The following is an 11,988-nucleotide window of genomic DNA, read 5'->3' as shown; positions in this document are numbered from 1 at the left end:
CGCGGTGCCGGATGTCCAGCTGTAGTAGTCGTCGGTGTTGAAGCCCTCCTCGAACTGCTCGCCTATGGGGACGACCTCATTTTCATCCTCGATGGTCTCCCCGTACATCGTTTCCGACCAGTCGATGGGATTGTAGATGTAGTGCGTGCCGTTGCCCTTCCCGTAGAAGAAGCACTTGTGGTTCGGAAGGTTGTAGACGTCGCGGCCGCCCTCAGGGAGGTCCGGCTCGGGAAAGTTGATGTAGTTCTCGTCCTTTCGCCCGCTGTCCTTCACCCACACGAACGTGGCGCCGTTGACCAGGTTGTCGCCGCCGCCCACGATGGCGACGTCGTTGCCCCCGGAGGTGGAGTCTATGTAGTTGGTGTAGAACGGGTCGTCCTTGGTGCGCATCTGCTCCTCGATGGGCAGGTGCTGCTTCTCGTAGTCCGAGAGGTCGTTGGCGCCGCATGTCACGATGACGTCGTTCTGCGTCGATCCCTGTATGTGGCCCCGCACGCCTGAGATGAACACGCCGGTCCGGTAGGAGCTGTATGGGATCGAATCGCCCGGGAACTGGGTCTCCGACATGTAGCGGTCGTTGTAGTTGCCGTAGGCGTAGCTGCCGGAGTCGAAGTCGGGCACCGGCCCGTCCTCCCAGGCCTCGTCCAGGGCGTCCCACTGCTTGATGTTCCAGTCCTTGTCGGTGAAGAATCCGATGTTCTCGTCGAAGGCCAGATCGGCCGAATCCTCCGGGGATTTGATGCCGAGCTTGCTCGCCAGGTCCGGGGTTATGTGCCTGCAGGTCGATTTGAATTTCGATGCGTCCACGTGCGCGACCTGGTTGTCGCCGTGCAGCTCGAAACCCACCGAGGAGGCTGCCACGAAGTTCACGTCGTTGGAGAGCATGGTGGCCGAGGGGAGGTTGTCGGAGGTCTGGAACCCGGTGATCTGGATCCTGGCTATCACGTCGTCGCCGTGCTGGAACGTCACGTATTGGTCGTAGACCGCCTGCTGGGAGTCTCCGCTGACATGGGCGGGCAGGGCGATCGACTCGAGGACTATGTCGGTGACCGACACCTGCATGTACTCGGAGATGTCGGGAGGGGTCAGCTGCGTGGTGCCGTTCCACTGGTCGTAGAGCTCCATCTTGAACTCGGAGTTGTCGCTGCTCGGATTGAGCGCCCACTCCTCGCCGTATACGCCCTCAGGGTCGCGCTTGACCCAGAAGTAGCGCGGCATGTTCAAGCTGATCGGGCAGCCGAACTCGTGGCCGTTGTCCTTAAGCGAGGCCTTGGTGAGGCCGAGGATCAGGTCGGTGCTGCCCCGGTATTCCATGGCCATCACCTGGCTGGGGTCGAGCACGGCCAGCGAGCCGTCGGTGGTGATCTGCGCCTGATAATCGGGGTCTATTATGGGCAGCCTTACCGGCTTTCCCGTGTTGTCGAGGTAGACGATGTTGCCGTTGGACTTCTCGTGTATGTAGATGGAGCCCTCCTGGTACGGGCGGCCTATCCACTTGTCGTTGTTGAGGTCTTTGCAGGATCGCTGCTCGTCCATGAAGGTCAGGGTGCGTCCGGTCGCCAGCTCGCGGCACTTGTCGAGCTGCGCTTCCGCCTTGGAGCTTGCCTTGTCTATGAGGCCCAGCTTCGCGGTGAGCGACTTCGCCTCGTCGGCCGAGATCTGGCCCGATGAGAGGGCGTCCTGGTAGCTCTTCTTGAGCGCGGCCAGGTCCTCGATCGCGGCGATGAACTTCTTCTCCACGAGGTCGAGGTAGTTGATCGCGGTCTCGTTGTTCATCACGATCTCTTCCAGGGTGGGCGGGAAGTCGAGCAGCCACTGTGCGCCCTCTGCGCCCTCCTGCTGCACGTAGGAGCCGCCCGAGATCTCGCCCATGGTGTAGTCGTCGAGCGCGCTGGATCCCTGTGACGATGATCCGGTGGAGCCGGTCTCGAACATGTCCTCGATGGCCGATTCGGCATCCACCGTCTCGGCCTTCCAGTCGTCCTGGATCGGGCCCGACACCGTGTTGACCTTGTAATTGTTGATCCCGTTTACTGACATAGACACCTCGCTTGGGTTCGCTCAATATTAATGCAAGATACCTGCCAAAACCCCCAAGCCGCGCTGTTGTTATAATTATTTGAAATCATTAGTTAATTTAACAAGCTCCGATCAGACGGAGCAAATTCATGGGGCGTGGATGAGGCGTTGAGGCCATTCATGGGGTCTTGAGTCATCATGTCATGTGGATGGGAGGCGAGGGGAGCGCTCAGTCACCAGATCCCGGCCGATTCCTTTGCCCGCTGTTTCTCGAGATATCTCTCGGCTCGCGCCTTCTGGATGCGGCATTCGGCCAGGGTCTCGATGAGCTTTCGCTTGTATGCGTCGAGCGAGCGGAACTCCTCAGCGGTCATCTTCGACATGTTGTTCGGGTGCATCGAGTCTGTGGCTATATCGATCATCTTGGTGAGGACCTTCTCGAGCCCCGCGTATCTCTGGACCACAGGCTCCATAGTGGTGACTGTGTTCGGGTTGACCGAAACTATGTCCTTTTGAAGATCAGGCACATAGGGGATGTCACCTACAGTGTCCTGTGCAGGTTTCCACGATGCTGAGCCGATCATCATGCTGCCGAGCAGATTCTGCATTCCTTCGTAATATCCAGGCCTTCTTTGAGGAACTTGAGAAGCTGCATCAAACATCTCCGACAACACACCGCCGTCTATGCACTCTGCCTTTGGATTGCCGTCGAGGAGCGCCTTGTAGGCGTCCTTGTCCGCCGATTCATAGATATCGCCGGCCTTCTCGGCCTTGCCCTTGGAAGGGATCTCCTGGGGCTTTGGGGCCTTCGTATCCACATATGATATCTTGGGCACTATGTTTGTCTTTGTCATGGCCTCTTACTCCGCAAGGGTTATGCTGAGCTCCTCTAAGAACCCTATCGCCTCTTCCAGCTCCTTTTTCCTGTCGACTATGCCCTTTGCCTCCGAATAACCGTCGAGAAGGCTCAAAAGCTCGCGTTTCTTCCTGAGCGACACCAAGAGATCGGCGGGATCGCGCGAGGGATTCGAATTTCCCGCTTCAGCCGCATCTTCCTCGATCCGGGGTGCTGCAGGGGCTTTCCCCGCCTCGATCTCGCGCATCACGTCGAGTATGTCCTTTTCCCTCTCGGTGCCTATCTTCTGGGTGCTCATGATCGTCCTCTCAGTTCAGAATGAAGGTGTTCCGAGGATAATATATGCAAAAGGACTGCCAATAGGGTGAAGGGGCTGCAATTCATTAAAAAGGCTTGAATATCAATGAAATGCAGGGGTGGCTGGATACGGGGCAGCTACGGGCGCAGCCCTGTTCCGGGGCGGTGCGGGCCAATAGTGGGGTCTGAAATCTCCAAGGTGATTACTGCTTGTGGGTGAGTTTTGATGCGAGTTGGCGCAACCGCTTGATCTGCGCCAGGAGGCCGTCCAGGTCCTCGTTCGAGGCGGTCGAGCGGTTGCGGCGGCGGCGCCTGGGTCCGACAATGGCCAAGGCCTGCTGCGTGAGCTTGTCGACCTCGCGCACGATCTCAGCGGGCGAGGGGAGTCGATTGCCGGGGAGGGAGGCGCCCTTTGCGGGCCTGCGGCGGCGGGACCCCGCGGAGGCCATGTGCCTGGAGATGAGGGAGGGCAGGGCCTCGAGCGTCTCCTGGGTCTTGACCAGGTATTCGCTCGCCCCGCGCTTGATTATCTCGGCGGCCAGCATCTCGTCGCCCCGTCCCGATATCACGATGATGGGGGTCGCCCGGGCCAGGCCGTTGAGCCTGGGTATTGCGTCGGTGATCTGCTCCTCGCCGATCACCGCCCCCGTGAGGATGAGGTCGTAGCTTGACTGGGTGGCGAACTCCAGCCCGTCCTCGATGGTCTCGACCGTGTGTATGATGACGGGGGCGAAGTGCCTGTCCAGGAGCTCGGTGAGGAGCTCGGCGTGGTGCACATTGTCCTCGATGAGGAGGACATAGAAAGGCCTGTCTTTGCGGGACGCCCTCTGCACCATCTTCCCACCCCCGGCCGATTCCCCTTACAGCCCCAGGACCCTGCGCAGGTCGGCGGCCCTGTCGGTCCGCTCCCAGGTGAAATCCTCTTCGTTGCGTCCGAAGTGACCGCCCTTCGCGGTGTTGCGATAGATCGGCCTCTTGAGCTTGAGGTGGTTTATGATCCCGGCCGGCTTGAGCGGGAAGACCTCCCGGACCGCCATGAGCAGCTTTTCGTGGTCGACCATATCGGTGTCGAAGCCGTTGATCATTATGGAGACCGGCTCGGCGAAGCCTATCGCGTAGGCGAGCTGGACCTCGCAGCGGCTCGAGATGCCGGCGGCCACGATGTTCTTGGCCAAGTAGCGCGCCATGTAGGAGGCGCTGCGGTCGACCTTGGAAGGGTCCTTGCCCGAGAACGCGCCGCCGCCGTGGCTGCCCACGCCGCCGTACGTGTCCACGATGATCTTGCGGCCCGTGAGCCCGCAGTCCGCGTGGGGCCCGCCCAGCACGAAGCGGCCGGTCGGGTTGATGAGGAAGCGGGTCTTGCCGTCAAGGAGCTCGGCCGGCATCGCCGGCTTTATGACCTTCTCGACGACCGTCTCCTTGAGCTCGTCGTAGGAGACGTCGGGGCTGTGCTGCGTGGAGCAGACGATTGTGTCGATGTGCACCGGTTTTCCTTCCACGTAGCGGATGGTGACCTGCGACTTTCCGTCCGGCCTGAGGAACTTGACCTCGCCCTTGAGGCGCATCTCGCTTAGCCTTCGGGTGATGCGGTGGGCGAGGGAGATCGGCATGGGCATCATCTCCTCGGTCTCGTCGCAGGCGAATCCGAACATGAGCCCCTGGTCGCCGGCGCCCTGCTCCTTGAAGAGACCCTCGCCCTCGGTCACGCCCTGGGATATGTCGGGGGACTGCCTGTCCACCGATATGATGACCCCGCAGGTCTCCCAGTCGAAGCCCATCGAATGGTGGTTGTAGCCGATGTCCCTGATAGTATTGCGGACCACCTCCGGGTAGTTGATCTGCGCCCTGGTGGTGATCTCGCCCGCGACGATCGCGAGCCCTGTGGTCACCATGGTCTCGCAGGCGACCCTGGAGTCGGGGTCCTGTGCGAGCGCCGCGTCCAGAACGCCGTCCGATATCTGGTCGGCCACTTTGTCCGGATGGCCGCGGGTCACCGATTCTGAGGTGAAGAGATGCTCGTGTCTTGTCATTTCAGGCTCCTTTTTCGTTTTTGCCGGTTTTCGATGAAAAAACGGGTCTGGCGTTTATAGGGGGAGGGGCCCTGCAAGTCAAGGCAAAAAGGGCGCTAACGTTTTGAGTTTTCTAAACATTTTGAATTGAAGGGGCTCGCGGGGGAGGGGCTAGGCGCTTTGTCCCTCGATGATATGAAGCCGCTTCACATCGCCGGGCAGCAGGTGGCTGGTCTTGCGCTTGAGGTACCTCTCGACCTCGTCTGCGGTCGATTTTGCCAGCGCCTGCTTGAGCGCCGTCGCCGACTGCTCCCTGGTGACCGCGCGCAGTATCTTCTTCACGCGCGGGATCGATACCGGGTTCATGGAGAGGGAGTTGAGCTCCATGCCGACCATCAGGGTGATCGCGAGGGGGTCGCCGGCGAGCTCGCCGCATATGCCGACCTCGATGCCGGCCTTCTTGGCAGCGTCGACCGTGCGCTTGATCATCCTGAGCACAGCTGGGTGATAGGGGTTGTAGAGGTGGGCCACCTGCTCATTTACGCGGTCGATGGCGAGGCCGTACTGGATCAGGTCGTTTGTCCCTATCGAGAAGAAGTCGGAGTAGGCGGCGAGCTCGCTCGCCATGAAGACAGCGGAGGGCACCTCGATCATTATGCCGAGCGGCACGTCTTTCTCGAATGGGAGATTCTTTTCCGCGAGCTCGTTCTTCACTTCGTCGACTATCTTCCTGACCCTGCGGATCTCGTCGACGCTCGAGATCATGGGGATGAGGATCCTTAGGTTGCCGTGCACGGAGGCCCGGTAGAGGGCGCGCAGCTGGGTCTTGAAGAGCGGTATCTCGCGCAGGCAGAGGCGTATCGCGCGCAGGCCCAGCGCGGGGTTGGTCTGCGCCTCGTACGACTGGGAGATCGAGAGCTTGTCTCCCCCGAGGTCTATGGTCCTTATCGTGACCGGCTTCGGGGCCAGCCGGCTGAGCACGGTCAGGTAGTTCTCGTACTGCTCCTCCTCGCTCGGTTCGTCGAGCCTGTTGAGGAAGAGGTACTCGGTCCTGTAGAGGCCTATCCCCTCGGCGCCGTGCTGGACTATGGAGGGTATCTCCTCCACGATCTCCATGTTGGCCTCGATCATCAATCTGAAGCCGTCCTTGGTGACCGCGGGGAGGTTCGTCTCGCGCAGCAGTATCTCCTCCAGAGCCTCGTATTTCTTCTGGATGGAGCGGTACTGCTCCAGCTCCTTCGCGGTGGGGGAGGCGATGAGCACCCCCTTGATGCCGTCGAGTATCACCTGCTCGCCGTCCCCGATCTCGTCGAAGACCTCGCCCATGCCGAACATCGCCGGTATCTCCAGGGCCTTGGCGATGATGGCGCTGTGCGACGTCTCGCCGCCGCCCTCCATCACGAAACCCCTGACCCTGTCCCTCGGGAGGCTCGCCACCTCGGCGGGGCTGAAGTCGTGGACGACCAGCACGGCCTCACCTGCCGGGAGGCCGTCGAACGACAGCTCCGGGCTGCCCACGAGGTTGTCCATCAGCCTGCGCCCGACGTAGTCTATGTCCTGCTGCCGCTCGCGGAAGTACTCCTCGTTGACGTTGAGGAACGACAGCTTCAGGTGCGCCAGCGTCTTGTCGAGCGCCCACTCGGCGTTGATCTTGAAGTCGCGGATGTGCTTCTGGGTCGCCGCGACGAGCATGTCGTCCTGCAGGAACATGCGGTAGGACTCGATGATCTTGATCTGGTCGTGGCCCTGGAAGCGGCACATCTTGGCCTGAATGTGGGTGAGCTGCTCCTTGGCCTTCTGGACCGACGACTTGAAGCGATCGATCTCCTGCTCGACGTCCGCGTCCTTGATCCATGTGCGGGCGAATGGGGAGCCGCGGTGCTCGATTCTGTGCGCCCGGCCTATGACTATGCCGGGAGAGGTGGCGTGCGAATGGAATCTGCGGGTTTTCATCTGGCTCAGTCTTCGCCGAACTTCTCCTCGATCAGTTTACCCAGGGCCTCCATCGCCTCTGTGGAGTCGTCGCCCCTGGCGGTTATGGCGATCTCGGTCCCCTGCGCCGCGGCGAGCATGAGGACGCCCATTATGCTCTTGCCGTTCACCTCCGAGTCCTCCTTGCGCACGAGGATCTCGGACTGGAAGCGGTTCGCTATCTTGACGAAGGCGGCGGCGGCTCGCGCGTGGAGGCCGAGGGTGTTCCTTATCACGAACGATCTGATCATCTTTTTCTGCTCACCGGGCATCTGACGCTCCTCTATCTGTTTTTCGAAAGCACCTCGCTGGCGATGACTATGTTGCGCTGCCCGTACTGCTTGATGAACTGCGCCGTGTCGGCGAATTTTGCGTTGGGCTTGAGGTTTGCGAGCTTGATCAGCATCGGCATGTTGAAGCCCGATATCACCTCGGTCCTCTCCGGCTCGAGGAAGGAGAGGCAGACGTTGGAGGGGGTGCCGCCGAACATGTCGGTGAGAATGAGCACCCCGTCCCCCTGGTCCACGCTCCGTATCGCGTCGGCGATCTGGCCCCTGATCGAGTCGGGCGGATCGTTGGAGTTCACCGCGACCCCGCGCATGTGCCTCGCGTCGGGGATTATCTTCTGCGTGGCGTTCACCATCTCGCAGCCGATCTTGTTGTGTGAGACGACAACCACTCCTATCATCGCCATTTCCTCTTCCTATTCGAGTTTGCCGAGCATGTACTGCTCCCTCTCCTGCGTGGAGAGTATCTCCGCGGAGAGCCTCTCCTGGAACGCCCTCGCGGAGTGATAGCCGCCCAGCTTCAGAAGGTGGTTTCTGGCCGCCACCTCGATGATCGCGGAGAGGTTCCTTCCCGGCCGGACCGGTATCTGTATGAGGGGGACCCTCACGTCCAGTATAGTGTAACGGTGCTCCTCGAGGCCCAGGCGGTCGTACTCGACATCCGGGTTCCAGTCCATGAGCTCGATGACCATCTCCACGACCTTGCGGTCGCGCACCGCCGAGATCCCGAAGAGGTCGTGTATGTTGATGATGCCCAGCCCCCTGATCTCCATGTGGTGCCTGATGATCTCCGAGCCGGTGCCGTAGAGGGTGGAGGGGGGGCGCTTGCGCACGTTCACTATGTCGTCCGCGACCAGCCTGTGGCCGCGCAGCACGAGGTCGAGGGCGCATTCGCTCTTTCCGATGCCGCTCTTGCCGACCAGCAGTATCCCCACTCCGAAGACGTCGAGCAGGACCCCGTGGATGCACGTGGTGGCCGCCAGGCTCTCCTCGAGGAAGCGGGTCGCCCTGTTCACGAAGGTGGAGGTCAGCAGCCTCGTCTTCATGAGGGGGATGTTTTTCCTGCCGCACATCTCGAGCATGGGCTTCGGCGGATCGGAGTCGCGTGTGAGTATCATGCAGGCGATGTCCACCGAGCCGATCGCCTCCATGACCTCCCTCTGCCTCTGCGGTGGGAGGGTGCCGAGGAACGCGATCTCGGGCTTGCCCAGCACCTGTATCCTGCCGGGGTGGAGGTTGGCGACGTCGCCGGTGAGCGCCAGCCCGGGCTTCTGGATGCACGGTATGGCGATCTTCTTGTCCAGACCGTCCTGCCCGGCGAGGAGCTCGAGGTGGAGCCTGTGCTCGGTCTCCTTGAGGAGCTTTATGACCGGTATGTTGAGCATCAGTACCTTTCGTCCTCTTCGGAGATCGCCGCGTATATCCCGGCGGAGTCTTTTGCCGAGACGAGCTTTTCCCTGAACTCCGCGTCCTTCAGGAGCCTGGAGAGGCGGGCGAGCGCCTTGAGGTGCTGGCCGGCCGCCGACTCCGGCGCGAGCAGCACGAAGAAGATGTGCGTCGGCTTGCCGTCGTGCGCCTCGAAGTCGATCCCTTCCCGCGAGAGGCCGAAGCCGATGACGATCTTCTCCAGGCCAGGCACTTTTCCGTGGGGGATGGCGATGCCGTCCTGGATCCCGGTGCTGCCGAGCCTCTCGCGCTCCATGAGGATCTCAGCGATCCGGTCCGCGTCCAGCCCCTTTTCGTGCTCCGATATCTTCTCGGCCAGCTCGCCTATTACCTCGGGCTTTGTCTTTGAGGTGAGGGCGGGCCAGACCATGTCGGGCCTGAGTATCTCGGTGAGGTGCATATCGCTTTGCCTATTAAAATCAAAGATTTAGATTGAATGCATCTATCGTATGAGGCCTCAAAAAGCAAGACAGAAAAAAGGGGCGAAGGCGCTGAAAAACTCAAGGATTGTGGTCCTTTATCTTCTCCCTGGTGCGCTTTATCTGCTTCAGGAGCTTGTCGATCGCTCCGTCCACGGAGGTGTACATGTCGTTGGACGTTTCGGTCCCCACGAAGCGGCCGCCCTTCATGTGGAGGGTTATCTCGGCCACGTGGCGCGCGCCCTCCACCTTGAAGATGAAGTGCGCCGCCGCCGGCTTGACGAGAAACTTGTTCAGCTTCTCGATCTTGTCCGTGGCGTGCAGCTTGAGAGAGTCTGTCGGATCGGTGTTCCTGAAGGTGAAGGTGGTCTCTATTTCGCTGATCATTTTTCGCCCCTTGGTTGAGGTTTCTATTCCTTTCTCTTTCTCCTGGACGACGGCTGTATGCCCAGGCTCTCCCTGTACTTCGCCACCGTCCGCCTCGCTATGTCGACGTTCGTGGCTTTGAGGCGCTCCGCTATGTCCTGGTCGGAGAAGGGGGATGAGGCGTCCTCCTCGTCGACTATCCTCTTGACCATCATCTTGACCGCCTCGGAGGCCACCCCGCCGCCCTCCAGCCTCTGCACGCCGCTGTTGAAGAAGAACTTGAGCTCGAATATCCCCCTCGGCGTGTGCATGAACTTGTTGGTGGTGACCCGGCTTATCGTCGATTCGTGCATGGCTATGTCGTCCGCCACGTCCTTGAGGACCAGGGGCCTGAGGTTCATGAGGCCCTTGTCGAAGAATTCGCGCTGGAACTTCACTATGCTCGATGACACCTTGAAGAGGGTCTGCTGCCTCTGGTGGATGCTCTTGATGAGCCACGCCGCGGCGCGCATCCTCCCCTGGATGTAGTCCTTCGTCTTGTCGCCGACGTCCGATCCCCGCATGAGCGCCCTGCGATAGAAGTCGCTGACGCGCAGCTTCGGAAGCCCGTCCTCGTTGAGGGACACGACGTAATTCTCGCCGATCTTCTGCACGTAAACGTCGGGGGTTATGTACTGCGGCGCATCCCCGCTGAAGGGGCGGCCGGGCTTCGGCTCCAGGTTCGATATGACGTGGGACGCCTCCTTGACCTCTTCAACCGAGACGCCGAGCTTCTTCGCTATGCCGGCGTAGTTGTGGTTCTCGAGGTCGCCGAGGTGGCTGTCTATCATGCGGGTGATGAGACCCGACGGGTCGCCGATCAGCTTGACCTGGAGCATCAGGCATTCCTTCAGGTCGCGCGCCCCCACGCCCAGAGGGTCGAGCTGCTGCACTTTAGCCAGCACCGATTCGACCTTTGACGGGTCGGCACCGGTCTTCTGGGCGATCTCCTCGACGGTGGACTGAAGGTACCCGTCGTCGTTGATGTTTCCGATCAGCTCGGTGCCTATCTTCAGCTCGTCCTCCGGCATGTTCGAGAGGTGAATCTGCCAGATGAGATGGCCCTGGAGCGATTCCGTCTGTTTGACGACGTTGTCGAAGGAGGGGGCGTCTTCGTCGCGGGATTCGCGCTCCATGGAGTAGCCGGGCGCGTTGTAGGTCTCCAGGTAGTTTCCCCAGTCGAAATCGGTCGGCTCCTTGAGAGTTCCGTCCTTTTCTCCGACCTCGTCGACCGAGTGGTCGTGGCCGCGGTCTTCGTCCTTGGCCTGCTCGTGCTTCTCGCCAGAGGACTGATCCTCCGCTTCCGCCTCGGCGGGCTGCGACTCACCGTCCTCGAGCACCGGGTTCTCAAGCATCTCGCTCTGGATCAGCTCCGCGAGCTCCATTCGGGAGAGCTGCAGCAGCTTTATGGCCTGCTGCAGCTGGGGTGTCACGACGAGTTGCTGGGATAGCTTTACGCTCTGTTTGAGCTCGAGTGCCATATGTGGTTCCGCCGGTCTTATCGGCGGAGGTGCCTTTGTACGCTGCGTTTATCGATGTTCTCCATCCATTGAATATGATAAGTCCCGTTGTGCGAAAAGTCAATCGCCCGCGACCTCGCATAACTGAGAGATATCTTTGGGGATTGATGAGCGCACGGGGGCTTCAAAGACAAACAGGAAATGTCAAGAGACTGAGGCCTTCCTCTGCTTTGCCCCCTGGGCGGCCTTCGCAGGGGAGGAGCTTTCCTTCTGGCTCTCCCAGAGCCTTCGCTTGGCAAAGGCGGCCGCGGCCTCGATGAAGCTCGCGAACAGGGGATGAGGCGACATGGGTCGTGACTTGAATTCGGGGTGGAACTGGCAGCCGACGAACCACGGGTGAGAGTCCAGCTCCACTATCTCCACGAGGCCGGTCCTCCTGTCAGTGCCGACCGTCCTCAGGCCGTGCTTCACGAGGACCTCTGCGTATTCGGAGTTGTACTCGTAGCGGTGGCGGTGGCGCTCGCTGATCTCGCGCTCGCCGTAGGCGGAGTGGGATTTCGAGTTCTTCTCGAGCATGCAGTCGTAGGCGCCCAGCCTCATGGTGCCGCCCAGGTTGTGCACCGCCTTCTGCTCCTCCATCAGGTTGATCACGGGGTCCGGCGTGCTCGTGTCGAACTCGAGGCTGTTGGCCTTCTCGAGGCCGCAGACGTGCCTCGCGAACTCCACGACCGCAAGCTGCATGCCGAGGCAGATCCCGTAGAAGGGGATCTTCTTCTCCCGCGCGTATCGTATCGCCGCTATCTTTCCCTCCACCCCGCG

The 11,988-nt window shown here is 60.8% G+C and carries 13 protein-coding genes; all 13 read right to left on the bottom strand.

The genetic code is table 11. The features are described 5' to 3' along the window. Positions 1 to 2,040, bottom strand: a 2,040-nt coding sequence (locus JXA24_00850; protein ID MBN1282305.1) for a hypothetical protein, incomplete at its 3' end; no start/stop codon positions are given. Positions 2,041 to 2,252: 212 nt separating this feature from the next. Next, positions 2,253 to 2,873, bottom strand: a complete 621-nt coding sequence (locus tag JXA24_00845) for a hypothetical protein (protein MBN1282304.1) — start codon at positions 2,871 to 2,873, stop codon at positions 2,253 to 2,255. Between the two features lie 6 nt (positions 2,874 to 2,879). Next, positions 2,880 to 3,173, bottom strand: a complete 294-nt coding sequence (locus JXA24_00840; protein ID MBN1282303.1) for a hypothetical protein — start codon at positions 3,171 to 3,173, stop codon at positions 2,880 to 2,882. Between the two features lie 202 nt (positions 3,174 to 3,375). After that, positions 3,376 to 4,008, bottom strand: a complete 633-nt coding sequence (locus JXA24_00835; GenBank protein MBN1282302.1) for a response regulator — start codon at positions 4,006 to 4,008, stop codon at positions 3,376 to 3,378. 24 nt (positions 4,009 to 4,032) lie between these two features. Next, a complete protein-coding gene (locus JXA24_00830; GenBank protein MBN1282301.1) occupies positions 4,033 to 5,202 on the bottom strand; it encodes a methionine adenosyltransferase in 1,170 nt (389 codons plus the stop codon). A gap of 150 nt (positions 5,203 to 5,352) precedes the next feature. Next, positions 5,353 to 7,134 (bottom strand): phosphoenolpyruvate--protein phosphotransferase, encoded by a 1,782-nt coding sequence (ptsP, locus tag JXA24_00825; protein ID MBN1282300.1) that lies wholly within the window; start codon positions 7,132 to 7,134, stop codon positions 5,353 to 5,355. A 5-nt stretch (positions 7,135 to 7,139) separates the two neighbouring features. Then, positions 7,140 to 7,424, bottom strand: coding sequence for an HPr family phosphocarrier protein (locus tag JXA24_00820; GenBank protein MBN1282299.1), 285 nt, complete (start codon positions 7,422 to 7,424; stop codon positions 7,140 to 7,142). 11 nt (positions 7,425 to 7,435) lie between these two features. Continuing rightward, entirely contained in the window at positions 7,436 to 7,846 is a 411-nt protein-coding gene (locus JXA24_00815; GenBank protein MBN1282298.1) for a PTS fructose transporter subunit IIA, read from the bottom strand. A 9-nt stretch (positions 7,847 to 7,855) separates the two neighbouring features. Beyond that, on the bottom strand, positions 7,856 to 8,824 hold the full coding sequence (hprK, locus tag JXA24_00810; GenBank protein ID MBN1282297.1) for an HPr(Ser) kinase/phosphatase: 969 nt from the start codon (positions 8,822 to 8,824) through the stop codon (positions 7,856 to 7,858). Then, complete coding sequence (locus tag JXA24_00805; protein ID MBN1282296.1) at positions 8,824 to 9,285, bottom strand: PTS sugar transporter subunit IIA; 462 nt, start codon at positions 9,283 to 9,285, stop codon at positions 8,824 to 8,826. The genes hprK and JXA24_00805 overlap by 1 nt, the downstream gene beginning before the upstream one ends. A gap of 100 nt (positions 9,286 to 9,385) precedes the next feature. Then, complete coding sequence (raiA, locus tag JXA24_00800; GenBank protein ID MBN1282295.1) at positions 9,386 to 9,691, bottom strand: ribosome-associated translation inhibitor RaiA; 306 nt, start codon at positions 9,689 to 9,691, stop codon at positions 9,386 to 9,388. A 23-nt stretch (positions 9,692 to 9,714) separates the two neighbouring features. Next, positions 9,715 to 11,190 carry an RNA polymerase factor sigma-54 gene (gene rpoN / locus JXA24_00795; GenBank protein MBN1282294.1) on the bottom strand — a complete coding sequence of 492 codons (1,476 nt, stop codon included), beginning with the start codon at positions 11,188 to 11,190 and terminating at the stop codon, positions 9,715 to 9,717. A gap of 183 nt (positions 11,191 to 11,373) precedes the next feature. Then, on the bottom strand, positions 11,374 to 11,988 hold a 615-nt coding region (locus tag JXA24_00790; protein MBN1282293.1), incomplete at its 5' end, for a gamma-glutamyl-gamma-aminobutyrate hydrolase family protein.

This window comes from Pseudomonadota bacterium (genome assembly GCA_016927275.1).
GTDB lineage: Bacteria > UBA10199 > UBA10199 > 2-02-FULL-44-16 > JAAZCA01 > JAFGMW01.
The sequence above is the reverse complement of the archived record's forward strand: the minus strand, read 5'-3'. Positions and strand labels throughout refer to the sequence as shown.

Bases quoted from the DNA above. Each gene is read 5' to 3' on its own strand.
- JXA24_00845 (MBN1282304.1), bottom strand. From the start codon at position 2,873: ATGACAAAGACAAACATAGTGCCCAAGATATCATATGTGGATACGAAG.
- JXA24_00840 (MBN1282303.1), bottom strand. From the start codon at position 3,173: ATGAGCACCCAGAAGATAGGCACCGAGAGGGAAAAGGACATACTCGAC.
- JXA24_00835 (MBN1282302.1), bottom strand. From the start codon at position 4,008: ATGGTGCAGAGGGCGTCCCGCAAAGACAGGCCTTTCTATGTCCTCCTC.
- JXA24_00830 (MBN1282301.1), bottom strand. From the start codon at position 5,202: ATGACAAGACACGAGCATCTCTTCACCTCAGAATCGGTGACCCGCGGC.
- ptsP (MBN1282300.1), bottom strand. From the start codon at position 7,134: ATGAAAACCCGCAGATTCCATTCGCACGCCACCTCTCCCGGCATAGTC.
- JXA24_00820 (MBN1282299.1), bottom strand. From the start codon at position 7,424: ATGCCCGGTGAGCAGAAAAAGATGATCAGATCGTTCGTGATAAGGAAC.
- JXA24_00815 (MBN1282298.1), bottom strand. From the start codon at position 7,846: ATGGCGATGATAGGAGTGGTTGTCGTCTCACACAACAAGATCGGCTGC.
- hprK (MBN1282297.1), bottom strand. From the start codon at position 8,824: ATGCTCAACATACCGGTCATAAAGCTCCTCAAGGAGACCGAGCACAGG.
- JXA24_00805 (MBN1282296.1), bottom strand. From the start codon at position 9,285: ATGCACCTCACCGAGATACTCAGGCCCGACATGGTCTGGCCCGCCCTC.
- raiA (MBN1282295.1), bottom strand. From the start codon at position 9,691: ATGATCAGCGAAATAGAGACCACCTTCACCTTCAGGAACACCGATCCG.
- rpoN (MBN1282294.1), bottom strand. From the start codon at position 11,190: ATGGCACTCGAGCTCAAACAGAGCGTAAAGCTATCCCAGCAACTCGTC.